Annotated in this window: 22 protein-coding genes and 1 tRNA gene; 13 read left to right on the forward strand and 10 right to left on the reverse strand. The window is 65.0% G+C overall.

Translation table 11 applies throughout. The annotated features are described in order from the left end of the window. Window positions 1-58: 58 nt before the first annotated feature. The 3 genes from obgE to NLM15_RS02315 all read right to left on the reverse strand — a co-directional run bounded on the left by obgE (window position 59) and on the right by NLM15_RS02315 (window position 2,545). Window positions 59-1,099: a GTPase ObgE gene (gene obgE / locus NLM15_RS02305; RefSeq protein WP_254115078.1), complete on the reverse strand. Its 1,041-nt coding sequence runs from the start codon at window positions 1,097-1,099 to the stop codon at window positions 59-61. A 110-nt stretch (window positions 1,100-1,209) separates the two neighbouring features. Then, window positions 1,210-1,836: an ATP-dependent Clp protease adaptor ClpS gene (locus NLM15_RS02310; protein WP_254115079.1), complete on the reverse strand. Its 627-nt coding sequence runs from the start codon at window positions 1,834-1,836 to the stop codon at window positions 1,210-1,212. 229 nt (window positions 1,837-2,065) lie between these two features. Next, on the reverse strand, window positions 2,066-2,545 hold the full coding sequence (locus NLM15_RS02315) for a MaoC family dehydratase (protein WP_254115080.1): 480 nt from the start codon (window positions 2,543-2,545) through the stop codon (window positions 2,066-2,068). Window positions 2,546-2,675: 130 nt separating this feature from the next. On the opposite strand from NLM15_RS02315, the gene NLM15_RS02320 reads away from it, so the two are divergent. After that, window positions 2,676-3,590: a DMT family transporter gene (locus NLM15_RS02320; protein WP_254115081.1), complete on the forward strand. Its 915-nt coding sequence runs from the start codon at window positions 2,676-2,678 to the stop codon at window positions 3,588-3,590. A gap of 60 nt (window positions 3,591-3,650) precedes the next feature. On the opposite strand, the gene NLM15_RS02325 is transcribed toward NLM15_RS02320, so the two are convergent. The 3 genes from NLM15_RS02325 to rplU all read right to left on the reverse strand — a co-directional run bounded on the left by NLM15_RS02325 (window position 3,651) and on the right by rplU (window position 5,153). After that, a complete protein-coding gene (locus NLM15_RS02325) occupies window positions 3,651-4,244 on the reverse strand; it encodes a GNAT family N-acetyltransferase (protein WP_254115082.1) in 594 nt (197 codons plus the stop codon). A 152-nt stretch (window positions 4,245-4,396) separates the two neighbouring features. Then, on the reverse strand, window positions 4,397-4,666 hold the full coding sequence (rpmA, locus tag NLM15_RS02330) for a 50S ribosomal protein L27 (RefSeq protein ID WP_008137923.1): 270 nt from the start codon (window positions 4,664-4,666) through the stop codon (window positions 4,397-4,399). Window positions 4,667-4,763: 97 nt separating this feature from the next. After that, on the reverse strand, window positions 4,764-5,153 hold the full coding sequence (gene rplU / locus NLM15_RS02335) for a 50S ribosomal protein L21 (RefSeq protein ID WP_254115083.1): 390 nt from the start codon (window positions 5,151-5,153) through the stop codon (window positions 4,764-4,766). A gap of 334 nt (window positions 5,154-5,487) precedes the next feature. Here rplU and NLM15_RS02340 point away from each other — a divergent pair, with 334 nt between their 5' ends. Continuing rightward, a complete protein-coding gene (locus tag NLM15_RS02340; protein WP_254115084.1) occupies window positions 5,488-6,612 on the forward strand; it encodes an ROK family protein in 1,125 nt (374 codons plus the stop codon). Window positions 6,613-6,983: 371 nt separating this feature from the next. On the opposite strand, the gene NLM15_RS02345 is transcribed toward NLM15_RS02340, so the two are convergent. Next, a complete protein-coding gene (locus NLM15_RS02345; protein ID WP_254115085.1) occupies window positions 6,984-7,847 on the reverse strand; it encodes an alpha/beta fold hydrolase in 864 nt (287 codons plus the stop codon). Window positions 7,848-8,081: 234 nt separating this feature from the next. Between NLM15_RS02345 and NLM15_RS02350 the strand changes: the two genes are divergently transcribed. Continuing rightward, a tRNA-Ser gene (locus NLM15_RS02350) sits at window positions 8,082-8,171 on the forward strand. Between the two features lie 31 nt (window positions 8,172-8,202). Here NLM15_RS02350 and NLM15_RS02355 read toward each other — a convergent pair. Continuing rightward, entirely contained in the window at window positions 8,203-9,114 is a 912-nt protein-coding gene (locus tag NLM15_RS02355; protein ID WP_254115086.1) for a LysR family transcriptional regulator, read from the reverse strand. A gap of 114 nt (window positions 9,115-9,228) precedes the next feature. On the opposite strand from NLM15_RS02355, the gene NLM15_RS02360 reads away from it, so the two are divergent. The 7 genes from NLM15_RS02360 (at window position 9,229) to NLM15_RS02390 (ending at window position 17,254) form a co-directional block, all read left to right on the forward strand. After that, the gene (locus NLM15_RS02360) at window positions 9,229-10,869 is read left to right on the forward strand and encodes an FAD-dependent oxidoreductase (protein ID WP_254115087.1); all 1,641 of its coding nucleotides are present in this window, start codon (window positions 9,229-9,231) and stop codon (window positions 10,867-10,869) included. A gap of 57 nt (window positions 10,870-10,926) precedes the next feature. Then, a complete protein-coding gene (locus NLM15_RS02365) occupies window positions 10,927-11,907 on the forward strand; it encodes a tripartite tricarboxylate transporter substrate binding protein (RefSeq protein ID WP_254115088.1) in 981 nt (326 codons plus the stop codon). Between the two features lie 491 nt (window positions 11,908-12,398). After that, a complete protein-coding gene (locus tag NLM15_RS02370) occupies window positions 12,399-13,181 on the forward strand; it encodes a FadR/GntR family transcriptional regulator (RefSeq protein ID WP_254115089.1) in 783 nt (260 codons plus the stop codon). Beyond that, a complete protein-coding gene (locus NLM15_RS02375; RefSeq protein WP_254115090.1) occupies window positions 13,141-13,686 on the forward strand; it encodes a TRAP transporter small permease in 546 nt (181 codons plus the stop codon). The genes NLM15_RS02370 and NLM15_RS02375 overlap by 41 nt, the downstream gene beginning before the upstream one ends. Next, on the forward strand, window positions 13,683-14,966 hold the full coding sequence (locus NLM15_RS02380; protein ID WP_254115091.1) for a TRAP transporter large permease: 1,284 nt from the start codon (window positions 13,683-13,685) through the stop codon (window positions 14,964-14,966). The genes NLM15_RS02375 and NLM15_RS02380 overlap by 4 nt, the downstream gene beginning before the upstream one ends. Window positions 14,967-14,996: 30 nt before the next feature. Then, window positions 14,997-16,016: a TRAP transporter substrate-binding protein gene (locus tag NLM15_RS02385; RefSeq protein ID WP_375166924.1), complete on the forward strand. Its 1,020-nt coding sequence runs from the start codon at window positions 14,997-14,999 to the stop codon at window positions 16,014-16,016. A 32-nt stretch (window positions 16,017-16,048) separates the two neighbouring features. After that, window positions 16,049-17,254 carry a mandelate racemase/muconate lactonizing enzyme family protein gene (locus tag NLM15_RS02390; RefSeq protein ID WP_254115093.1) on the forward strand — a complete coding sequence of 402 codons (1,206 nt, stop codon included), beginning with the start codon at window positions 16,049-16,051 and terminating at the stop codon, window positions 17,252-17,254. A gap of 363 nt (window positions 17,255-17,617) precedes the next feature. On the opposite strand, the gene NLM15_RS02395 is transcribed toward NLM15_RS02390, so the two are convergent. After that, window positions 17,618-18,709, reverse strand: coding sequence for a tripartite tricarboxylate transporter substrate binding protein (locus NLM15_RS02395; RefSeq protein WP_254115094.1), 1,092 nt, complete (start codon window positions 18,707-18,709; stop codon window positions 17,618-17,620). A 310-nt stretch (window positions 18,710-19,019) separates the two neighbouring features. Between NLM15_RS02395 and NLM15_RS02400 the strand changes: the two genes are divergently transcribed. Together NLM15_RS02400 and NLM15_RS02405 are read left to right on the forward strand one after the other, a co-directional pair. Further along, window positions 19,020-20,291: a DUF2157 domain-containing protein gene (locus NLM15_RS02400; RefSeq protein WP_254115095.1), complete on the forward strand. Its 1,272-nt coding sequence runs from the start codon at window positions 19,020-19,022 to the stop codon at window positions 20,289-20,291. Next, window positions 20,288-20,884, forward strand: coding sequence for a GDYXXLXY domain-containing protein (locus tag NLM15_RS02405; protein ID WP_254115096.1), 597 nt, complete (start codon window positions 20,288-20,290; stop codon window positions 20,882-20,884). The genes NLM15_RS02400 and NLM15_RS02405 overlap by 4 nt, the downstream gene beginning before the upstream one ends. On the opposite strand, the gene NLM15_RS02410 is transcribed toward NLM15_RS02405, so the two are convergent. Further along, the gene (locus tag NLM15_RS02410; RefSeq protein ID WP_254115097.1) at window positions 20,881-22,296 is read right to left on the reverse strand and encodes a PLP-dependent aminotransferase family protein; all 1,416 of its coding nucleotides are present in this window, start codon (window positions 22,294-22,296) and stop codon (window positions 20,881-20,883) included. The two genes, NLM15_RS02405 and NLM15_RS02410, sit on opposite strands and share 4 nt — an antisense overlap. 105 nt (window positions 22,297-22,401) lie before the next feature. On the opposite strand from NLM15_RS02410, the gene NLM15_RS02415 reads away from it, so the two are divergent. Beyond that, on the forward strand, window positions 22,402-23,262 hold the full coding sequence (locus tag NLM15_RS02415) for a DMT family transporter (RefSeq protein WP_254115098.1): 861 nt from the start codon (window positions 22,402-22,404) through the stop codon (window positions 23,260-23,262). Window positions 23,263-23,265: the final 3 nt, after the last annotated feature.

The following is a 23,265-nucleotide window of genomic DNA, read 5'->3' on the forward strand; positions in this document are numbered from 1 at the left end:
TGGGTCCCTGCGCCCCGTGCGCAATTGCGCACTAGGCAGGGACGACAGCGGAGGGAATCTAAGCCGACCACGGCTCCGCTTCGGCCGCGCTCTTGGCCTTGGCCGAGACCGGGGCCTCGCCGATCACCTCGACGAGTGCGCGCAGCGCTTCCTTGACGCCATCGCCTGTCACGCCGGAGAGCAGCAGCGGCGTCTTCTTGGCGGCGCGCTTCAAGCGGTCCTTCTGCTTCTTCAGCTCGTCCGGCTCGACCGCGTCGATCTTGTTCAGCGCGACGATCTCGATCTTGTCGGTGAGCAGGCCGCCATAGGCGTCGAGCTCCTTGCGCACGGTCTTGTAGGCCTTGCCGGCGTGCTCGCAGGTTGCATCGATCAGATGCAACAGCACGCGGCAGCGCTCGACATGACCGAGGAAGCGGTCGCCGAGACCGGTGCCTTCATGCGCGCCTTCGATCAGACCCGGAATGTCCGCGAGCACGAATTCGCGGCCGTCGGCATTCACGACGCCGAGCTGCGGATGCAGCGTGGTGAAGGGATAGTCGGCGATCTTGGGCCGCGCCGCGCTGACCTTGCTGAGGAAGGTCGATTTGCCGGCATTGGGCATGCCGACGAGGCCGGCATCCGCGATCAGCTTCAGCCGAAGCCAGATCCAGCGCTCCTCGCCGGTCTGGCCGGGATTGGCGTTGCGCGGCGCGCGGTTGGTGGAGGATTTGAAATGCGCGTTGCCGAAGCCGCCATTGCCGCCCTCGGCCAGCACGAACTTCTCGCCGACATCGGTGAAGTCGTGGATCAGCGTCTCGCGGTCTTCGTCGAAGATCTGGGTGCCGATGGGGACCTTCAGCACGATGTTCTTGCCGTTGGCGCCGTGGCGGTCCGAGCCCGAGCCGTTCTCGCCCTTCTGGGCCTTGAAGTGCTGCTGGTAGCGGTAGTCGATCAGCGTGTTGAGGCCGTCGGCGACCTCGATGACGACATTGCCGCCGCGGCCGCCATTGCCGCCGGAGGGGCCGCCGAATTCGATGAACTTCTCGCGGCGGAACGCCACGCAGCCGTTCCCGCCGTCACCGGAGCGGATATAGACCTTTGCTTCGTCGAGGAATTTCATGGGCCATAGGTAGGGCAGGGGCGGGGACGCGGCAACCCGAACTTGTCCGTGAAAAGCAGGAAAATCGGCAAATTTCGGTGCTTGCTTAACCCCCCGATCCCGCTTCTGCCTCAATCTGGCGACGGTCGATCCTGGGCCCGCAATGCCTCGCCGGCCGGCAGCAGCACGCAGCGAAGCGGATGCTGACGGGCGGCCGCAAGGCTCTGGATTTTCGCGCGAAAGGCCGCAGCCTCGGTTCGGGGGAATATGCCGCAGGAGCCGCGCTTACGCGAATGGGTGGAAAACATCACCGCGGTCGCGCGCTCGCGGCTCATCTGGAAGACGTTTTCAAGAACCGAGACCACGAATTCCGAGGGCGTATAGGGGTCGTTCAGAAGCACGACCTCGAGATAAGGCGCCCCGCTATCGGCTTCGCCATCTGCCTTCGCGCCTTTGGCAATGCCATGGCTCAAATAGACGAGGGCATCGTAGCGGGTTGCGCCCTGGGCCTGAAGGAAGCGCCCGACCGGTTCGGCGAAGAGCTCGACGAGCATATCGGCGCCCGTCACGATCTCCCGTTCGGACAGTTGCGCCTCGTTGAAGGCGAGCTGAAGCACATGGCCCAGGCCTGTCGCAGCCGGTGCGTCGCCTGAAGGGTTTCCGGTCGTCGCGCCTGCGGCCTTGAGATCCCGTCGCAAGCGCACCAGGTCGATGCCGCAAGCCAGCATCACCGGCGATGCCTCGTCATCGTCGATCAAGGCGATCAGCAAATCCTGCGGGTCGGGATGTGCGCGGCCCCGCGTCCGGGCGATCGACGTCGCGCGCTGGAGCGAAAGCCTAAGTGTCTCGGAGCAGGGCGGAAGCAATGCCATTGCGGGCCATCATTGTACGGTCGGGACGTGCACGGGGTTTGTCGGCACTTTGCTCGCGGCGGTTCATGCCGAGCCCACGCCGATTCCGCCTCGTCCGCTGGCGCCGCGCGATGGCTCAGCCCGGCCGTCTCCGGATCAGGAATTTCTGCATCCCCTCCAGCACCAGCTCCTTGCGCTGGTTGAACACGGTGCTTTTGAGCGTCACCGCGCCGGTCGTGCGACCCGGCACCAGCTCCGTGACCTCGAGCGCGGGATAGATGGTGTCGTCGGCGAAGACAGGTTTGAGGAACCGGCTCGATTGCTCGAGGAAGCCGACCAGGGAGTCCTCGACCATGAACGGAAACAGGCCCGCGCCGGGCGCGGTGTGGATCAAGGTCTGGAAGCCGTGGGCGAGTAAATGCGGCATGCCGCGGCTGCGGCAATATTCCACGTCGTAATGCACGGGGTGAGTGTCGCCGCTCGCGGTCTGGAACGCCGCGAACACCGCCGAGGTCTGGGTGCGGCTCGGCAGCACGAAGCGCTCGCCGACCACGAAATCCTCAAACCAGCGTTGCGCGGGGATCATGCGATGCTGCGTCGGGTCGAAGTCGGTCATGTCCTGGCTCTTTTCCTGGCTCTTTGGTTCGGGTGACGCCTATCGCTATCGCGCCGCGAAGAGTGCGACAATCCGTTCAATCGGCAGATGCGGGCTTGTCCGCGGCGTCCACGTGATTAAAACGGCGCCAATGCCCCTCTTCAAGAATCTCTCCGCCTATGACGACCGCTCGGCGCGACTGGCCGGCATTGCACTGATGGTGCTGTCGATCTTCATGTTCTCGTTCGGCGACGCCATGGGCAAGTTCCTGGTCGGGACTTATTCGGTCGGGCAGCTGCTGTTCCTGCGCGCCTGCGCGGCGCTGCTGCTGCTGTCGCCGCTGGTCTGGCGGCAACGTCACCAGTTCCTGCATCTGGAGCGGCCGCGCTTGCAGCTGTTTCGCGTCGTGCTGTCGACGCTTGAAGTGGCCGCCTTCTTCCTTGCGACCGTCTATCTGCCGCTCGCCGACGTCATCACCTATTATCTCGCCGGCCCGATCTTCGTCACCGCGATGTCGGCGATCTTCCTGGGCGAGAAGGTCGGCTGGCGGCGCTGGACGGCGATCCTGATCGGCTTCTGCGGCGTCTTGATCGCGTTGCGGCCGTCGGCGCAGACGGTCAGCCTGCCGGCGCTGATCGCGCTCGGCGGCAGCCTGTCCTTTGCGACGCTGATGCTGATCACGCGCAGCCTGCGCAAGACGCCCGATATCGTGATGGCGTCGTCGCAATTCGTCGGCACGTTTTCGCTCGGTGCGGTGCTGTCCGCGTTCCACTGGGTGCCGCCGACCCCTGGCAGCCTGATGATCTTCGCGCTGGCGGGTTGCGTCTCGGTGACCGCGCTGTTCTGCGTCAACCGCTCGCTCAAGCTGGCGCCGGCCAGCGTCGTGGTGCCCTATCAATATTCGATGATCGTCTGGGCCGTGATCTTCGGCTTCGTCGTGTTCGGCGACGTGCCGTCCATCGCCACCATCATCGGCGCCGCCATCATCATCGGCGCCGGGTTCTACATCTACTTGCGGGAGCGCGATCTCGGGCGTGAGAGTGTCGAGGTGAATCCGCCGGCGTAGCTCCGCTGTCGTCCCTGCCCCGTGCGCAATTGCGCACTAGGCAGGGACGACAGCAGGCGCCTACCTCACGCGCCTTGCGCTGCTCCAGCTCTTCAGCGACGACCACACGCCGCGTGAGAGGCGGAAGCAGTCGACCGGCGTGGAGGAGCCCAGCGCCAGGAAGCGATGCAGCTGGACGCCGCTCCACTGGAAGCCGCACTTCTCCAGCACGTTGCGCGAGGCCGGATTGGTGACGCGCGCGCCTGCATAGAGGTGCTCGTCCTCGAATTCCTCGAAGAAGAAGTCGATCGCGCCCCGCGCGGCCTCGGTGGCAAAGCCCTGACCCCAATGCTCGACGCCGAGCCAGTAGCCGAGCTCGGCATTGTCGGGCGTGGAGCAGTCGATGCCGACCATGCCGACCGGCCCGGTGTCGTGCTCGATCAGGAACACGGTCTCGCTGCCGAGCACGGCGGTGGCGCGGATGAATTCGACGGCGTCGTCCTGCGAATAGGGATGCGGAAGGCGGCGGGTGTTTTCCGCGACACGGCGGTCGTTGGCGAGGTGGGCGATGGTCCTGACGTCGGCGAGAGTCGGCCGCCGCAAGGTCAGCCGCTCGGTGGCGACGACGCTGGGTCTCGCCTCCCGCAAGGTCGCGCTCGAGAAATCCTGCAACATGTCCGGCTCCGTCAAAGTCACTAAGTGAAAAGTGAGCTAGTCAAACGAAAGGGGAGGCCGGTTTCCCGCCTCCCCTGGAGCCTTAGATCTCTGTGATCTGGACTCCGCCGGTTCGGTCAGGGACCCGGCGGACTCCAAATTTGGTCCACCGTCTATTCGGCCGCCTCTGCAAGCGGGAGCACCGATACGAAGGTGCGGCCGTTGGCTTTGGCTTGGAACGTGACGCGACCCTCGATCTTGGCGAACAGAGTGTGGTCCGTGCCCATGCCGACATTAAGGCCGGGATGCCAGGTGGTGCCGCGCTGACGCGCAATGATGTTGCCGGGAATCACGACTTCCCCGCCGAACGCCTTGATGCCGAGGCGCTTGCCCTTTGAATCGCGACCGTTGCGCGATGAACCGCCTGCTTTTTTGTGAGCCATGGCTCGTCTCCAAAATCCTGCGTATTTCTAGATCAATTCCTTGACGGAATCATTTCACAATTTCTCACGCATCAATTTGTGATTGCGCGTGATCAAATTATGCGGCGTCGGCTTCCTTTGCCGGCTCCTTCGCCACCTTCTCCTTCTTCGGACGCGGGCCCTTGGTGGGCTTGGCGCCGTCCGTCAGGATCTCGGAGATGCGCAGAACCGTGATCTCGTCGCGATAGCCGCGCTTGCGGCGCGAATTCTTGCGGCGGCGCTTCTTGAACGCGATGACCTTGGGGCCACGCTTGTGGTCGAGCACCTCGACCGCAACGGAGGCACCGGCCACCGTCGGCAGACCCAGGACCGGCGTGTCGCCGCCGACCACGAGAACTTCGTTCAACTGCACGATCGAGCCGACTTCGCCTTCGATCTTGCCTACTTCCAGGACATCATCCGGCTCGACGCGGTATTGCTTGCCGCCGGTTTTGATGACTGCGAACATCGTTGTTTTCCTTCGTGTTCAATCCCGGCCTCGCGACGAGAATCGTCCGGGCCGGCTTTTTGTCAGTCGCTATGGGTTTATGCGAGTTTTGTGCGGGCGGGAGTTATCCCTTTGAAAACCCACGCAAAAACAAGCGGCGCGAGAAACGCCCCGCGCCGATTGTGGGACTTATAGCCGCCGATCGCCGAGAGTCAAGGAAAAGCGGGCGGAAAAGGCCCGGATTTGAAGGATTTGGGCCCCTTCCGGCGCATGGGCCGAATCTGCGGCCGGCTTGCAACCAACGGGTTCCCGCGCCGTTGTCCCGGCCGGAACAGGTAAGCGGGCAAGGGCTCCCATGGCAACAGACGAACTGGTCAAGACGACGGGCATCGCCCATCACGGCGCCGCGCGGCTGCCCTCGGTGGACGTCGACAGTTTCAACATCGAGATGAAGGACGAGGACGGTTTTCTCGGCGATCGCGCCAGCAAGGGTGCATTCCGCGAGATTCTCGACCGCTGGCGCAAGCCGCTGCGCAAGACCGGCGAGGATCCGTTCGGCAAGGAGCCCTCGGAGAACATCAGCAAGAAGACGCTGGACGCCATCCTGGTCGGCGACGACACCGAGGCTTCCGCAGTGGTGCACAGCGCCATCGAGGATTTCGCCCAGGAGCTCGCCTATGTCACGCGGCGTTTCCTCAAGACCAAGGCCTGGGCCAAGACCGAGCGTATCGTGGTCGGCGGCGGCTTCCGCGATTCCAGGCTCGGTGAGCTCGCGATCGCGCGCACCGAGATCATCCTCAAGGCCGAGGACTTCAAGATCGACATAATGCCGATCCGCCATCACCCCGACGAAGCCGGCCTGCTCGGCGCGCTGCATCTGGCGCCGTCCTGGATCTTCGAGGCCCATGACAGCATCCTGGCCGTCGACATCGGCGGCACCAACATCCGCTGCGGCCTGGTGGAAACCAGCTGGAAAAAGGCAAAGGACCTGTCGAAGGCCAAGGTGGTGAAGTCCGAGCTGTGGCGTCATGCCGACGACGAGCCGACCCGCGAGGGCGCGGTGAAGCGGCTCATCAAGATGCTGAAGGGGCTGATCACCGAGGCCGGGAACGAGGGCTTCAAGCTCGCGCCGTTCGTCGGCATCGCCTGCCCCGGCGTGATCGACGCGGACGGCTCGATCGAGAAGGGCGCGCAGAACCTGCCGGGCAATTGGGAGAGCAGCAAGTTCAACCTGCCGGCGAGCCTGATCGAGGGCATTCCCGAGATCGGCGAGCACGACACCGCGATCCTGATGCACAATGACGGCGTGGTTCAGGGCCTCTCCGAAGTACCGTTCATGCAGGACGTCGACCGCTGGGGCGTGCTCACCATCGGCACCGGGCTCGGCAATGCCCGCTTCACCAATCGCCGCAAGGACAACGGAAAAGACCGGGATTCTACTGAGAACGGGAAGAAAAAGAGCAAGGCGGACAAGGAGTAACCTTGACTGGTTAGGTTAAGGACCGGTTTGCGTTGCAGCGCCCCGGCCGCACGCTAGGGTCGAATCGTCGCCTCACCTGGCCGGCGAAGCCGCCCTTCCCAGCCAGTATTTTAATGAGCGGCACGGGACCGCCAGTGTTTACCGCGTCTGGCGGTCCCACCCCCGGAGCCTCCGCTCCCACGCCCGTGAAGTCCTGCGGATCATACTGGCACAAACTGCACTGGCCGGTCGCGCTCTCGCGCCTAAAATGCCTGCCATGAGCAACGATCTCTTGTTTCGTATCGCTGTGGTCGGGCTCGGGACCTTGCCGGTTCTTTTCACGGCCCTGGCCGTGTTTGGCGGCTGAGACGCCTGATCTTTCTCGGCCGCGTTCAGCTCCAGCCGATGCGCTGAAAGAACGCCCCGATCTCCGCGGCCGCGCGGTCGGGATCTTCCCGATGCGGGAAGTGTCCGACGTCTGGAAACATCTTGAGATCAAGATCGCTGAACGTCTCGCCCAGCCGGTCGGTCCACGCATAGGGAAACAGCGGGTCGTGCTCGGCCCAACGCACGCAGGTCGGCGCATTGATCGGCGGCGCTTGCGGCGCCTCGCCCTTCATCATCGCGACCCGTCCGGCATGCGAGGCGCGATAATGCGCAAAGCCGCCGGCGAGGTTGCCATCTTTGAAGAAATTGTCGACGAAGGCGTCGAGGACATCGTCGAAGGCGTTCTTGCGATGCGCCCAGCCCTTGAGGAAGTGGCTGATATAGAGCCGGCAGGTTTCCCGGCTCGCACCGACAAGCGCAGGCGCCATCTCCATCTGGTGGAAGGACTGGTACCAGATGTGGTTGAGCCTATCAGGCGCCGCCATGCGCGGCCCGATGCCGGGATAGACGAAATCGAAGAAAAACAGCCCGGCGAGCCGCCCCGGCTCCTGCCGGGCCAGCGGCTGCATCACCGCGCCGCCGACGTCGTGGCCGACCACGCCGAATCGGTCGATGCCGAGCCCGTCCATCAGCGCCAGCATGTCCGCCGCATGGCCGTCCGGACCAAAGGGCCCGTCCGGCTTGTCGCTGTCGCCGAAGCCGCGCAGATCGGGCGCGATCAGCATGAATCGGTCCGAAAGCCTTGATATCACCGGCTCCCAGGTCAGCCAGAATTCCGGCCAACCATGCAGCAAAAGCAGCGGTTTGCCGCGTCCCGCGCGAGCCACGTGGAATTTGGCGCCGTTGGCGGAGATCGTCAGGTGCTCCATGGGCGGTTCCTTCCGAGGGCAGAAGCGTTTTCGAGCGAAGTGGGCACCGGTTCGCGTCAAGAAAACGCGTCAAAACAAGAATCTGGAGCTCCGTTCCGATTCATCGGAGCGGGGCCCCACGGGTAGGAGGTGAAAGAGGCAGCGGATTTTCCCCTTTCGCGCCTTGTCTGGCCAGCCATCCTCGCCTATTAACGCCCCCAACCACAGGGGCCCTGCTCCTATATGGCGCCTTCAGGAGAGGTGGCAGAGTGGTTGAATGCACCGCACTCGAAATGCGGCATAGGTGCAAGCCTATCGGGGGTTCGAATCCCTCCCTCTCCGCCATACAAAGCGACTTCAAGAAACCCCTGCAAAATCAGCCTGATGCCGGTGCTGCTCGCGCCGCGAGAACCACCCGCGCCGCCGCCACGAACGCCTGCGCCGCCGGCGATAGCGTTCGACCCTGGCGCTTGAGCAACGACACCGGTCGCGTGATGGCTGGGCGCATGAGGGGCTTTGCGATCAGTGTCGGGAATTGGTCGGCGGGGAGCATCGTCGCCGGCAGGATGGCGAGGCCGAGGCCCTGCGCCGTCATGGCCAGCGCGGTGTTGATCAGCGTCACTTCATAGGTCGGGGAGAGGTGTTTGCCCTGCGCGCCCAGGGCCTGATCGATCTGCATGCGGATTCGGGTCTCGCGGCGCATCGCGATCGTCGGGAGTTGCGCGAGCTCGTCCCATGTCAGGGAACGCCGCGCGGCGAAGTCGGCTGTGCGGCGGCCGATCGCGCTCAGGCGTCCGCGGGTCAGCGTCTCGATCGTCATCTCCGCGAACTCGCCTTCCACGCTGCCGATTGCGAACTCCGCATCGGTCGTGCTCAGGCGCGGAACGAGATCGTCGGCGGCGACGTCGCGCATGTCGATCTCGATGTCGGGATAGCTTGCGCGGAATTTCGCGAGCACCAAAGGCAGCAGCGCCGATGCGGCGCCGGCTGACGCCAGAAACGCGACGCGACCGGCGCGCGCCTGCGCGAGGTCACGCATGCGCCGTGACAGGCCCTGCGCATCGCCGAGCATCCGCTCGGCCGATTGATAAGCCTCGTCGGCGGCAAGCGTCGGTTGCACCGATCGCGTGGAGCGATCGAACAGTTTGACGCCGAGCTGGGCTTCGAGTTGCTGGATCAACAAGCTCGCCGCCGATTGCGTGATCCCCAGCTCGCGCGCGGCCCGCGTGATGCTGCGCGCCCGGTACACTCCGGCGAAGGCCTGCAATTGTCGCAAGGTTAGATTCATAGGAAAAGCTCATGAATTGATGAGTTCTTTCCGGCTTATCGCATAAGCGGCCCTGCAATAAAATGCATGCTGCGCGGGCAGCGAATCCGCGGCGATGAGGGAATGGAAACGAGCATGAGGACACAGGTGCTGGTCGTGGGCGCCGGGCCCGTGGGATTGACCGCGGCCATGGATCTGGCCTCCCGCGGGATCGACGTTATCGTGGCGGAGATCCGGCATGCCGGCGATCCGCCCAGCGTCAAATGCAATCACGTTTCGGCGCGCTCGATGGAAATTTTCCGCCGGCTGGGCGTCGCCGCCAAGCTGCGCGATGCAGGGCTTCCGGCGGACTTTCCGAACGATTGCTCCTATCGGACCACGGCGACCGGCATCGAGCTCTGCCGCATCGACATTCCCTCCCGCGCACGCCGCTACAGCGCAACCGGCGGTCCCGACACCTGGTGGCCGACGCCCGAGCCGCCCCACCGGATCAACCAGGTCTATCTCGAGCCGATCCTGTTCAGTCATGCGGCCGCCCAGCCACGCATCACCATTCTGGCGCGCACGGAGATCACTGGCATCGAACAGCACGATGACCATGTGGTAGCACTCGCCCGTGACCTCGACGGCGGAAACTCTACCCGCATCGAAGCTTCCTTTGTGATCGGATGCGACGGCAGCCGCTCCCTGGTTCGGAAATCGATCGGCGCAAGCCTGTCGGGCACGCCGGTGATCCAGCGCGTGCAATCGACCTTCATCGAAGCGCCGCAGCTCACGGCACTGATGGGGGCGCACAAGCCGGCCTGGATGGTTCTCTCGCTCAATCCGCGCCGCTCCGGCACCACAGTTGCGATCGATGGTCGTGACCGCTGGCTGATCCACAATCACCTCAAGCCCGATGAGCCCGAGTTCGACTCGGTCGATCGCGACTGGGCGATCCGCGCCATTCTCGGCGTCGACGAGCGCTTCGAGTACAAGGTTCTCAGCAAGGAGGATTGGGTCGGGCGCCGGCTGGTGGCGGATCGCTTCCGCGACCGCCGGGTCTTCATCTGCGGCGATGCCGCGCATTTGTGGATGCCCTATGCGGGCTATGGGATGAATGCGGGCATTGCTGACGCCGTCGATCTCTGCTGGCAATTGGCGGCGCATCTGAATGGATGGGCTTCGGCTTCGATCCTCGATGCCTATGAGGCGGAGCGACAGCCCATCACCGAACAGGTGTCGCGCTTCGCGATGGACCACGCGATGAAGATGATGGCGCAGCGCGGCGGCGTCTCCGCCGAGATCGAGGATGACACACCGCGCGGCCACGCGGCGCGCGCAGCGCTGGCGAGAGCGGCCTACGATCTCAACGTGCAGCAATATTGCTGCGCGGGCCTCAACTTCGGCTACTATTACGATACCTCGCCGATCATCGCTTATGATGGCGAAACCCCTCCGGCCTATACGATGGGGAGCTTCACGCCTTCGACCGTGCCCGGCGCCCGCGCGCCGCATGTGTTCTTGCGCGATGGGCGATCGCTCTACGACGCGTTCGGCACCGGTTACACATTGCTGAGGTTCGATCCGGCGATCGATGTGACGCAGGTAGAGTCTGCCGCGAAGAAGCGCGGCGTGCCGCTCGCGCTCATCGATATCGCGCCCGATGAAGCTAACGGGGCCTATGCCGAGAAGCTCTTGCTGGCGCGGCCCGACCAGCACATCGCTTGGCGCGGGCAGGCCGCGCCCGAGAATCCAGAAGGCTTGCTGGCGCGCATCACCGGCGCGACGGCGTAACCGGACAGCGGGCAGCCTGGTCGCGCTCACAAACAAAAACGCATTGAGGAGGAGAACGTGTTTCACGTTGCAAGGCGCCGCATTCTGGCCGTGCTGGCGGCCGCGACTATCGTCGTGCTGCCGCTGGAAGCAGGTCAAGCGGCCTATCCGGAGCAATTGATCAAGATCATCGTGACCTTCCCGCCCGGCGGCAGCGCCGACACCGTCATCCGCGCGCTCGAGCCGCTGGTAACAGCCGAGCTCAAGCAGAGCCTGGTCATCGAGAACCGCGCTGGCGCGGGAGGCAATATCGGCATGGCCGCGGTCGCCCAGGCCAAGCCTGATGGCTACACGCTCGGCGTCGCGCCGGCAGGTAGCCTGACGGTGAATCCTCACCTCAATTCGTCGATGCCGTTCGACCCGAAGGATCTCGCGCCGATCACGCTGCTCGCCGAAATTCCCTTCGTGCTTGTCGCATCCGCGGAGATACCTGCGCACACGGCGGCCGAGACGATGGCGCTCGCCAAGGCAAAGCCGGGCGTGCTGTCGATCGGACATGGCGGCAATTCGACCGCGATGCATTTGACGGCTGCGCTGTTCACGCAGAAGGCCGGGATCAGCATGGAGCTGGTGCCGTATCGCGGGACGGCGCCGGCAGCAGTCGACGTCCTTGCGGGACATGTCCCTTTCGCGGTGCTGGATATCCCCGCATCGCGGCAACTGATCCTCGAACGCAAGCTCAACGCGATCGGCGTGTCGTCGGCACGCCGGCTGGCATCCCTGCCCGATGTGCCAACCCTCGCCGAGAGTGGCCTTGCGGGCTTCGAATCAGTGGGCTGGTTCGGGCTCGTTGCTCCCTCCGGCACGCCCGCCGACATCGTCGCCAGGCTGAACGACGCCTTCGTGAAGGCTCTGAAAGATCCCGCGGTGGTCGAGAAGATCCGGACGCTCGGCGCAGAGCCAGCGCCGACGTCGTCGGAGCAGTTCGGCCGATTCATTCAAAGCGAGAGCACGAAGTGGGGCAAGCTGATCGCCGAGGCCGGCATCAAGGCGAACTAGGCCTGGCGTCACGCCGGGAACGCAGCATGTAGCCGACATGGCCGCCGGCATCGTCGACGCGGCGGCCGCGGCAGGGCCATCAACGTCCACCACGACATCGGCCGTTCCGCGACTTCGCGATCGGGCGCCACGCGCCAGCCGCTCCTTCGCGTGCGCGCCATCCACGCCCGTGCGCCCGCTACTGCACACCGATCCCCGCGCTCTCGATCACCGCTTGGTCGTGCGGTCTCCTCGACGATGAACGGGACCATTTCGGCCGGCCCCTTGTCGGCAATCGACACCTGGCCGTTGGCGGTGAGGTCGGCGTCGACCAAGTTTCGATCGCGGAGGCGGCGCCTCGAGCTGTTGGTCGGGAAGGTCCAGCCCTACGCCAAACTTTGGCTCAAAAATACGTCCGGGTCGTGCCGAAGCAAGTTGCCGCGGGCGTACCTTGCAAGACTATTCATATGATGATATGACGTTTGCGATTTCTAATGTCATATGATCTTTCAATGCGCCCGACGAACTTCCACGCCTTCCTCGTCGATCAGCTCGGGCGTCTCATCGCGTCGGGGCAGATCGGGGTAGACGGCGCGTTGCCGCGGGAGGACGAACTCGCCGACCGTTTTGGCGTCAGCCGTACCGTCGTTCGCGAGGCGACAAAAACCCTGCAAGCGCTCGGACTGATCACGACGGGACCGCGGGTCGGCTCGCGCGTCCAGCCGCTGTCGTCCTGGCGGCTGCTCGACCCGCAGGTGATGGACTGGATCACGGATGCCGATATGGCGAGCGGCTTCGAGCGTGATCTGCTCGAGCTGCGCGGCATGATCGAGCCGGCGGCCGCTGGCTTCGCTGCGGAGCGCGGCTCCAACGCGCAGGTCGCCGCGATCAACACGTCGCTCGCCGCCATGGCGAACGCACAGGACAAAGCCGAACATGAGGCTTCAGACTTCCGCTTCCACGAGGCAATCCTGGAAGCGTCGGGCAACATCCTGCTGCTGCAGCTCAAGCCAATCCTGCGCGCGGTGCTGAAAGCCTCGTTCCGCCTCTCGATGCATGACCACAAGCGTGCTCAAGCTTCCATTGCGATTCACAGTCGGGTCGCGGCCGCGATTGCGGCGCGCCAGCCAGACGAGGCGCGCGCGGCCATGGTTGCGCTGCTGAAGGTCGCGCAGGCCGACATCAACACCGGTCCGCCACGCAAAGTGACCGGCTCCAAGAATCGACCAATCAAAAAAACACAGGAAACGTCCCATGCTCGCAACAGCCGAAAGATGGATCCTACGGGGGCTTGAAGCCATCCTGGTCGCCCTGCTTGCCGGGATGGTCGTGATGGTCTTCGGCAACGTGGTGCTGCGCTACGCATTCAATTCGGGCATCGACCTCTCCGAGGAGCTGTCGCGCTATTTCTTCGTCTGGCTGACCTATATCGGCGCGGTCGTGGTGATGCGCGAGAACGGCCATCTCGGCGTCGATACGCTCGTCGGCGCGATCGGCCCGCGCGGGCGGCTGATCTGCATGATGCTCAGCGATGCCATCGTGCTGGTCTGTTGCGTCATGCTGCTCGACGGGACCTGGAAGCAACATGAGATCAATGCCAGCGCCGTCGCGCCGGTCACCGGCCTGAGCATGGGTTATGTCTACGGCGTGCTGTACTTCGCCGGGCTCGGCATCGGCCTCATCACGCTGGCCCGCCTGCTGCGCGCCCTGACGGGCAAGCTCGGCCCGTACGAGCTGGCGGAATTCGCCGGCGACTATAGCGGCAACCCCTCACACGATTTGAAGGGGCATCTCGAATGACCGTCGCCGTCTTCCTGCTGTCGCTCTGCGGCGCCATGGCGCTCGGCATGCCGATCGCCTTCTCACTGATCGTCTGCGCGGTCGCGCTGATGTTCTGGCTCGGCGTCTTCGACACACAGATCATCGCGCAGAACATGATCATCGGCGCGGACTCCTTCCAGCTGCTGGCGATACCGTTCTTCCTGCTCGCAGGCGAACTGATGAACGCCGGCGGACTGTCGAAGCGTATCGTCAATTTTGCGCTCTCCATGGTCGGCCATCTGCATGGGGGCCTCGGCTATGTCGCGATCTTCGCCGCGATCATCATGGCTTCGCTCTCGGGATCGGCTGCCGCCGATACCGCCGCCCTCGCTTCGATCCTGCTCCCGATGATGCGCCAGGCCGGCTACGATGTCGGCCGATCGGCGGGACTGATCGCCTCGGGTGGTATCATCGCGCCGATCATTCCGCCCTCAATCGGATTCATCGTGTTTGGGGTCGCCGCCAACCTCTCGATCACCAAGCTCTTCCTGGCCGGGGTCTTCCCGGGGCTTCTGATTGGCCTGTCGCTGGTGATTGCCTGGGCGATCGTCTGCCGTCGCGACAAGATCGCGGTGCTGCCGCGGCGCAGCGGCGCGGAGCGCCTGAAGGCGACCTGGGACGGCTCGCTCGCTTTGCTGATGCCGATCGCGATCCTGGGCGGCATTCGCTTCGGCATCGTCACGCCGACGGAGGCGGCCGTGGTCGCGACCGTCTACGCCCTGATCGTAGGCATGTTCGTCTATCGCGAGCTCAAGCCGGCCGATCTCTACAGGGTCACGCTGACGGCGGCGAAGACGACGAGCGCAGTCATGCTGCTGGTCGCTGCAGCAGTCGTTTCAGCCTGGCTCATCACTCAGGCCAACATTCCGGCGGAGCTGTCGAGCCTGCTCGAACCCTTTATGGGCAACAAGACGATCCTCATGATCGTGATCATGCTGCTGGTGATGGTCGTCGGCACGGCGCTCGATTTCACGCCGACCGTGCTGATCCTGACTCCCGTGCTGATGCCGGTGATCAAACAGGCAGGCATCGATCCGATCTATTTCGGCGTGCTCTTCATCATCAACAACGCCATCGGCTTGATTACGCCCCCGGTGGGCATCGTGCTCAACGTCGTCTGCGGCGTTGCGCGCGTTCCGATGACGTTGGTGATCCGCGGCGTGATGCCGTTCCTGATCGCCCAGACGATCGCGATGTTCGTGCTGATCCTGTTCCCTCAACTCGTGACCGTTCCGCTGGCCTGGCTCAGCGGCCGCTAAACCAAAAAGACACTCAGGAGGACTCCCATGCTGAACAAGAAGATCGCTGTTACGCTTGCCGTCGCCCTTCCCGTCGCTCTTGCCGCGTTCGCCGGCTCCGCCCAGGCGCAGGTCAAGGAACGCAACATCCGCGTCTCCAATGGCATCAACGAGGATCATCCGGTCGGCAACGGCGTCGCCAAGATGCGCGCCTGCATGGCGGACAAGTCCGGTGGAAAGCTCAAGCTCCAGGCCTTCTGGGGCGGCGCTCTCGGCGGCGACCTGCAGGCGACGCAGGCGCTGCGGGCCGGGACGCAGGAGATGGTGATCACGTCGTCCTCGCCGCTGGTTGGAATCGTGCCGGTACTCGGCGTCTTCGACCTGCCGTTCCTCTTTACGAACGAGAAGGAGGCGGATGCGGTGCTCGATGGCGTCTACGGTAAATACATCTCCGACCAGTTGCCGGCCGCCGGCGTGGTCAACCTGTCCTATTGGGAAAATGGCTTCCGCAATCTGACCAACTCGAAGCGCGCGGTCTCGAAGGCGGAAGAGCTGACCGGCCTGAAGGTCCGCGTGATGCAGAACAACATCTTCCTCGACAGCTTCAAGAGCATGGGCGCCAACGCCACGCCGATGGCCTTCGGCGAGGTCTTCGCGGCGCTCGAGACCCACGCGATCGATGGCCAGGAGAACCCGCTCGTCACCATCGACACCTCGAAGCTCTACGAAGTACAGAAATACCTGACGTTGACGCGTCACGCCTATACGCCCTTCCTGGTGCTCTACTCCAAGAAGCTCTGGGATCAGCTCTCCGCGGAGGAGCAGACCATCCTCAGCGAATGCGCGGCGACAGGCCGCGACGAGGAACGCCGTGTCTCGCGTGAGCTCAACGACAAGTCGCTGGCAAACCTGAAGAAGCAGGGCATGCAGGTGTCCGAGGTCTCCAAGGACGAACTCGCCAAGATGCGTGAGGCCACTGCCGCAGTCTACCAGCGGCACGAGGCCTCGATCGGCAAGGAGGCGATCGAGCGTCTGAAGACCGAGCTCGCCAAGATCCGCGGCGCCAACTGATCGTCCGACACTGGAAGAAGAGTCACTGAACGATGAAAATCACCGCCGTTGAAACCATCCGCCTGACCGAGTTCGCCAATATCATCTGGGTGCGGCTCCATACTGACGACGGTCCGGTCGGACTGGGTGAAACCTTCATGGGAGCAGCGGCGGTCGAAGCCTATCTGCACGAGACCGTCGCGCCAAAACTGCTCGGCAAGGATCCGCTCCAGATCGAGGCGCGCAACGCCAGCCTGAACAACTATCTCGGCTGGCGCGGCTCCGGAGTCGAGACGCGAGGCAATTCGGCCGTGGACATCGCGCTCTGGGACATCTTCGGCAAGTCGGTCGGGCAGCCCGTCTCGATCGCACTCGGCGGCAAGGCACGCGACACGATCCGTACCTACAACACCTGTGCCGGGTACCGGTATATCCGCGATTCCCGCTCGCAAGCGGTGGCCAATTGGCACGTTGGCGAGCAAGGCGGACCCTATGAGGATCTCGAGGGTTTCCTCTATCGCGCCGACGAGCTCGCCCACTCCCTGCTCGAGCAGGGCATTACGGGTATGAAGATCTGGCCCTTCGACATCGCTGCGGAACGTTCGGCCGGTTGGGACATCAGTCCGCAGGAACTGAACACCGCGCTCGAACCGTTCCGCAAGATCCGCAAGGCGGTCGGCGACCGCATGGACATCATGGTCGAATTCCACTCGCTGTGGAGCTTGCCCATGGCCAAGAAGCTCGCCGAGCGCCTCGCCGAGTTCGACACCTATTGGCACGAGGATCCGTTCCGTCTCGATAACATCCACGACCTCGGTGAATATGCGCGGCATTCAAAGGCCTGGGTCTGCGCCTCCGAGACGCTGGCCTATACGCACTCTTTCCGGGATTACCTCGAGTCCGGTGCCGCCGGCGTCGTGATGCTGGACCTGTCCTGGTGCGGCGGCCTGTCGGAGGCACGGAAGATCGCCGGCATGGCGGAAGCCTGGCACACGCCCGTCGCACCGCATGACTGCACCGGCCCTGTGGTCTATGCGGCGTCCTGTCATTTCTCGATGCACGCGCGCAACGCGCTCATCCAGGAATCGGTACGTGCGTTCTACACGGGCTGGTACACCGAGCTGGTCACTGAGCTGCCGAAAGCCGAGAACGGGATGATCTCCATTTCCGATGCCCCCGGTCTCGGGCTTGAACTGCTGCCCGGGCTTGAAAAGCGCCCCGACGCGATCGTCCGTTTCAGTCGCCTCGGCGGGAGTTGAAGTACAAGGCTGGCTGATCTAGCCGGCCGTCGCGCTCTCGCGGTTGCGCAAGGGCATGCCGCGGCGGCCGCGACAGCGGCGGCATTCCCGCGGAGAGCGTGACCTGGGTAAACATTGTCCCTGAAGCGAAGGCCGCCTCCCTCGGATCTGGCGTTATCGGTGTTATGGTGACAGTGCACTAAATTGGCACTGTCCGGCGGCGAACGCAGCATGTAGCCGACATGGCCGGCGGCATCGTCGACGCGGCGGCCGCGGCAGGGCCACCATCGTCCACAGCGACATCGGCCCCTTTCGTGACTTCGCGATCGGTCGGCGCATGCCGAAGGCCGCTCCGCGCGCGCGACGTACGCTGCCGTGCGCCCGCTACTGCCCACCGATCCCCGCGCTCTCGATCACCCGCTTGTTTCGTGCGGTCTCGTCGACGATGAACGGCACCATCTCGGCCGGCCCCTTGTCGGCGATCGACACCTGGCCGTTGGCGGTGAGGTCGGCGACGATGCCGGGGTCGGCGAGCACGGCGGTCAGCGCCTCGGAGAGCTTGCTCACGATTTTCGGGTCGGTCCCGGCGGGGACCGAGACCCAGGTCGAGCCGGCATTGACGGCGTCGGGGTAGCCGGCCTCGAGCACCGTGGGCGCATCGGGCAGCGCGGCCAGCCGCGCCGCGCCGGTGGTGCCGAGCACCTTGACCTTGCCGGTGTCGATCAGCGGCCTCAGCACGGTGAGGTAGTCGAAGGAGACGTCCAGGATGCCCGACATCATGTCGGTCATCTGGTTCGAGCCCGACTTGTAGGGCACGTGGGTCAGCTTGATGCCGGCGGCCGCCTGGAACATCTCGCCGGCGAGGTGCTGGGCGGTGCCGGGGCCGGGGGAGCCGAAATTGACCTTGCCAGGGTTGGCCTTCGCGTAGGCGACGAACTCGGCCAGCGTGTTGTAGGGCGCTGCCGCAGTCGCGACGAGGACCTGGTTCGACGAGCTCACGCCGCGGACGTGGACGTAGCTCTTGAGCGGGTCGTAGTTGAGCTTCGTCAGTCCCAAATTCGGCTGGATCGTCATGGGCCCGCCGGAGGCGTAGAGCACGGTGTAGCCGTCGGGCTGGGCCCGGGCCACGAACTCCGTCCCGATGGTCCCGCCGGCGCCGGGCCGGTTCTCCACCACCACGGGCTGCCCAAGCCGCGTCCGCAGCAGCTCCGCGATCTTGCGCGAGACGAGGTCGGTGACGCCGCCGGCCCCGAACGGGACCACCCAGGTGATCGCACGGTTCGGCCAGGAGTCCGCGGCCGTCTGGGCCCCCGCGGCGCCCGCCTGGAGCGCCAGAATCGTCGCGGCGACGAGACATAGCAGCGTTCTTGGGAGCGCTCTCGTCGTCGTCCCTTCGGGGCGCCCGCTCTGGCCGCTGCGCGCGCCAAATCCCGCGGCGGGCCCTTGAGGACCGCCGGTATGATCCGCTCCCCCCATGGATGCAGTCCTCCCTCGTTGCAGTGTGGCCGTTGATGGCCATCTTGACCGAAGGCTACAGCCCCGAGTGTCTTCCAACCATTGGCGCAGTCTGAGCATCACTTTTGCAAAATATGAAAAGATCGATGCACCAGATGATTCGTTGGACCCAGCGGACGCCAGGCTCGCAGTCGCGGGCTACTGTGCATGGGGTTGTTTTCGCAATTTCTGTTATCAGGTCGCAGAAGACCCTCGCAGGACGGTGCTTGAACCTGTCGCCAGCGCAGTCCGACCAACATTCCGCGGCCGGCAGGGAGCCTGCTTTACGACGATGTTCGACAAGACCTACCGGCAGCGGCTCGAAGCTGATCTTGCGCAATGGGAAGCCGATGGCGTGCTCGCACCCGCGGCGGCCACCTCGATCCGCAATGCGCTGCCGCCGCTTTCCGCCGGCATCAACATCGCGGTGGTCGTTGGCATCGTCGGCGGCCTGTTGATCGCGGCCGCATTCCTTGCCTTCGTCGCGGCGCACTGGACGGAGATCGCGCGGCTGCTGCGGTTCGCGATCCTGCTCGCCGGCATGGTCGTCGCCGGCGGCCTTGGCGCGTGGTTCGCTGCAACGGGCCGCACGGTCCTCGCTGATCTCTGCGCGAGCATCGGTGCCATCATCTTCGGCGCGGGCATCGCGCTGGTCGGCCAGATGTATCATCTGGGGGACGACTTCGCCGGCGGCATGCTGCTGTGGTCGATCGGCGCGTTTGCTGCCGCGCTGCTGACCGGCTCGCGCGGCGCGCTCGCGGTCGGCCTCGTCGCCGCCTGCGTCTGGACCTGCATGCGCAGCTATGATGCGCCTGATACCCTGCATCTTCCGTTCGTTGTGGTCTGGCTGATCGCAGCCGCTCTCGCGCTTGCGTGGAATTCCCGCGTCGCCGCTCATCTCGTCGCGGTCGCGGTGCTTCCGTGGTGGATCGCGACATCGTTTCGCTTCGACCTCGATGGCCTTCAGCCGTCTTTCGTCCTCGCGAACGGTGCGGCGCTGCTGTTCGGCGCGGGGCTCGCAATCGCCGCGTCGCGGTCGCCGAGGGCGCTTCTGCTTGGGAGCGTGCTGTCGATCTATGGAGCGTTCTCGCTCGCCGTCGTCGCCTTCCTGGAGGTGACGACGGTCGACGACATCATCCGCTTCCACACCAGCACGGTGCCGGCCCAACCGCTTTGGGCAATTCTGTGCGGAGCTGCGGGCGTGGTCCTTGCTCTGGTGTCTGCCGCAATCACCAGGCGCGCAGGTGAAATCCTTGTCGCATGTGCGATCGGGCTGGTGCTGATCGCCGCGCCGATCTGGCCGGCCTCCACGGCCGGCGAGCCCTGGTACGCCTATGCCGCGCTGCTCTGCGCCATGCTGTGCCTCGTCGTCTCCGGCATGCTCGATGAGGTGCGCCCGCGCATCGTTGCCGGCTGGCTCGGCATCGCCGGCGTCATCGCGGGCATCACCTGGGCGGTGAAGGGCTCGCTGCTGCGCCGCTCGGCCTTCCTTGCCGCGGCCGGCATCATCGCGGTCGTCTTTGCAACCGCGATCAATCGTGCGCTGCCGAGGGCTGAACGATGATCGAGACCGTCACACAGCTCTGGCAGCGCATTCCGAAACCCGTGCTGTTCGGCGTCGCCGTTCTGCTTCAATGCATCCTGCTCATGTTGATGATCGCCGATCGCATGCAGATCCTGCGCGAGGGACGTGAGGTGACCTTGCAGACGCAGCCGGTCGATCCCCGCGATCTCCTGCGCGGCGACTACGTCGTGCTCCGCTACGACATCTCGCAACTGCCGGCAGGCGCGCTGGCCGGCACGCCTGCTGCCGAGCGCAATCCCGCCGTGTTCGTCAGGCTCGCGCCGAATGCCAACGGGCTCTACGAGGCTGTCTCGGTGCATGCCGCGCCTGTCGCGGTCACAGCGCCGGAAATCCTGATCCGCGGCCGCGTCAGTTATTCCTGCGGTTCAACCGGCCGCACCTTTTGCGACAAGCTGACGGTCAAATACGGCCTCGAAAGCTATTTCGTGCCGGAAGGCGAGGGCAAGAAGCTCGAGCAGGCCCGCAACCAGCAGAAGCTGCGTGTCGTCGCCGCCGTGCTGCCCTCGGGCCGCGCCGCCATCAAGCGGCTGCTGCTCGATGGCGAGCCGGTCTATGAGGAGCCGCTTTACTAGCGGCTAGTCTTCAACGCCCGCCGCAGCACGTCCCACATCCGCGGATCGCTCATGTGCGCGACGTTGAAGCGCATGAAGTTTTGCGCCGTCTGCGACACGCTGAACACGTTGCCTGGCGCCAGCACCACGTCCTCCTCGAGCGCTGCGCGCGCAACGGCCGTGGTGTCCTGCCCGTCGGCGAGACGGCACCAGAGAAAGAAGCCGCCGCGCGGCATCAGCCAGGGCTCGACGCCCAGCGCCTGCAGTTTTCGCGCGACGTCGCGGCGGGTGCGCGTGAGCTTTTGCCGGAGCTCGTCCATGTGCTTGCGATAGCTGCCGCCGGCCAGCACCTTGGCGATGATGTCCGTCGCAACCGGGCTCGGGCCGCCAAAGTTGGTTGCGACCTGGACATCGACGAGATGCTCGATCCAGTCGGCCCGCGCGGCGATGTAGCCGCAGCGCACCGAGGCCGACAGCGTCTTGGAGAAGCTGCCGATGCGGATCACGCGGGCAAGACCGTCGAGCGCGGCCAGGCGCGGCGAGCGCTCCGGCTCGAAGTCGCCAAAGATGTCGTCCTCGATGATGGTGAGATCGTGCGCGGCGGCCGCGGTCAGAAGCCGGTGCGCGGTCTGGAGCGAGCACGTCGCGCCGGTCGGGTTATGCAGCGCTGAATTGGTGATGTAGAGCCGCGGCCGCTCGCTGCCGAGGATCTGCTCGAAGCGGACGACGTCGGGGCCTGACGGCGTGTAGGGCACGCTGACGATCTTGGCCTGATGCGCCCGCAGCAGCCCACGAAAATTGAAGTAGCAGGGATCGTCGACCAGCACGGTGTCGCCGGGACGGAGCAGGAAGCGACAGATCAGGTCGGTCGCCTGCGTGCCCGAACCCGTCAGCATCAGCTGGTTGATCGAGGCCTCGATCCCGTCTTCGGCAAGGCGCGTCAGCAGCAGCCGGCGCAGGGCGAGGGAGCCGGACGTCGAGCCGTAATTGGTCAGCACGCTGGCGTCGGTGCGGGCGAGCGCGCGTGTGGCGCGGCGCAAGGCCGCCTCCGGCATCCACTCCGGCGGCAGCCAGCCGCAGCCGGGCTTTGGCGCGGCATCATCGGCATCGAGCGATTGCCTGGAGACCCAGAACGGATCGACCGCGCGGTCGCGGCGCGGCTCGACGTCGGTCAACGCCAGCGGCGGCGTGACGGTCGGCGAGACATAGAAGCCCGAGCCGCGGCGGGCACGGATCAGGCCTTCGGCGGCGAGGCGATCATAGGCTTCGACGACGGTGGACGGCGAAACACCCATCGTCGTGGCAAGGCTGCGGATCGACGGGAGGCGGTCGCCGGCACCGAGAGCGCGGCCGGCGACCTTGGCGCGGATCGCGCTCATCACGTCGTTGGTCCGTGTGCCGCCGCGTCCCTTCGATTGCGCTTCGATGTCCAAGGTGTATGACCTTCCATACCCATACAGTTTCGCCAAATTGTACTGGATTGTCTCTGGTCTCGCCACCGGAGAGGGCCGAGGATTGCCGTCCAAAAAGAGGTGGACATGCAATCTGCGGGTAGCGGCTGGGGCAACGGGCTTCTCGGCGTCATCATCTTCAGCGGCTCGTTGCCGGCGACGCGCGTCGCGGTCGGCGGCTTCTCCGCGCTGTTCCTGACCTCCGCACGCGCGGTCATCGCTGCGCTGATCGGCGTGGCCGTGCTCGGCCTGCTTCGTCAGGCCCGGCCGGAGCGAAAGGATGTCGTCTCGCTCACCATCGTCTCCATCGGCGTCGTGGTCGGCTTTCCCCTGCTGACCGCGCTGGCGCTTCAGCACATCACCTCCGCGCATTCGATCGTCTTCATTGGCCTCTTGCCGCTGTCGACGGCGATCTTCGCCGTGCTGCGCGGCGGCGAGCGGCCGCAGCCGCTGTTCTGGCTGTTCGCGATTCTGGGCAGCGCCACGGTGGCAGGCTTTGCTTTGTCGAACGACGGCTCGGCGTCAGTGACCGGCGATCTCCTGATGGTCGCCGCCATCGTGCTGTGCGGGCTCGGCTATGCCGAAGGGGCCGCGCTGTCGCGCCGCCTTGGCGGCTGGCAGGTGATCTCCTGGGCGCTGCTGCTCGCTCTGCCGCTGATGGTGCCGGTCGCGATCCTGACATGGCCGGCGACATGGAGCGGCGTAGGCGTGCCCGCCTGGATCGGGCTCGCCTACGTTTCCGTCTTCAGCATGTTCGTCGGCTTCATCTTCTGGTACCGCGGCCTTGCGATCGGCGGCATCGCGCGCGTCGGCCAATTGCAACAGCTTCAGCCGTTCTTCGGCCTCGCGCTCGCCGGCTTCCTGCTGCACGAGCCGGTCGCATGGAGCATGATCGCTGCGACCGCGCTCGTGGTCGTCTGCGTCTTCTTCGCGCGCCGGTATGCGTGAGGC

Source organism: Bradyrhizobium sp. CCGB20 (assembly GCF_024199855.1).
In the GTDB taxonomy this organism is placed as follows: domain Bacteria; phylum Pseudomonadota; class Alphaproteobacteria; order Rhizobiales; family Xanthobacteraceae; genus Bradyrhizobium.

Coding starts and splice junctions, on each gene's coding strand:
- obgE (WP_254115078.1), bottom strand. CDS start 1,099: ATGAAATTCCTCGACGAAGCAAAGGTCTATATCCGCTCCGGTGACGGC.
- NLM15_RS02315 (WP_254115080.1), bottom strand. CDS start 2,545: ATGACCGACTTCGACCCGACGCAGCATCGCATGATCCCCGCGCAACGC.
- NLM15_RS02320 (WP_254115081.1), top strand. CDS start 2,676: ATGCCCCTCTTCAAGAATCTCTCCGCCTATGACGACCGCTCGGCGCGA.
- NLM15_RS02325 (WP_254115082.1), bottom strand. CDS start 4,244: ATGTTGCAGGATTTCTCGAGCGCGACCTTGCGGGAGGCGAGACCCAGC.
- rpmA (WP_008137923.1), bottom strand. CDS start 4,666: ATGGCTCACAAAAAAGCAGGCGGTTCATCGCGCAACGGTCGCGATTCA.
- rplU (WP_254115083.1), bottom strand. CDS start 5,153: ATGTTCGCAGTCATCAAAACCGGCGGCAAGCAATACCGCGTCGAGCCG.
- NLM15_RS02340 (WP_254115084.1), top strand. CDS start 5,488: ATGGCAACAGACGAACTGGTCAAGACGACGGGCATCGCCCATCACGGC.
- NLM15_RS02345 (WP_254115085.1), bottom strand. CDS start 7,847: ATGGAGCACCTGACGATCTCCGCCAACGGCGCCAAATTCCACGTGGCT.
- NLM15_RS02355 (WP_254115086.1), bottom strand. CDS start 9,114: ATGAATCTAACCTTGCGACAATTGCAGGCCTTCGCCGGAGTGTACCGG.
- NLM15_RS02360 (WP_254115087.1), top strand. CDS start 9,229: ATGAGGACACAGGTGCTGGTCGTGGGCGCCGGGCCCGTGGGATTGACC.
- NLM15_RS02370 (WP_254115089.1), top strand. CDS start 12,399: ATGCGCCCGACGAACTTCCACGCCTTCCTCGTCGATCAGCTCGGGCGT.
- NLM15_RS02375 (WP_254115090.1), top strand. CDS start 13,141: ATGCTCGCAACAGCCGAAAGATGGATCCTACGGGGGCTTGAAGCCATC.
- NLM15_RS02380 (WP_254115091.1), top strand. CDS start 13,683: ATGACCGTCGCCGTCTTCCTGCTGTCGCTCTGCGGCGCCATGGCGCTC.
- NLM15_RS02390 (WP_254115093.1), top strand. CDS start 16,049: ATGAAAATCACCGCCGTTGAAACCATCCGCCTGACCGAGTTCGCCAAT.
- NLM15_RS02395 (WP_254115094.1), bottom strand. CDS start 18,709: ATGGGGGGAGCGGATCATACCGGCGGTCCTCAAGGGCCCGCCGCGGGA.
- NLM15_RS02400 (WP_254115095.1), top strand. CDS start 19,020: ATGTTCGACAAGACCTACCGGCAGCGGCTCGAAGCTGATCTTGCGCAA.
- NLM15_RS02405 (WP_254115096.1), top strand. CDS start 20,288: ATGATCGAGACCGTCACACAGCTCTGGCAGCGCATTCCGAAACCCGTG.
- NLM15_RS02415 (WP_254115098.1), top strand. CDS start 22,402: ATGCAATCTGCGGGTAGCGGCTGGGGCAACGGGCTTCTCGGCGTCATC.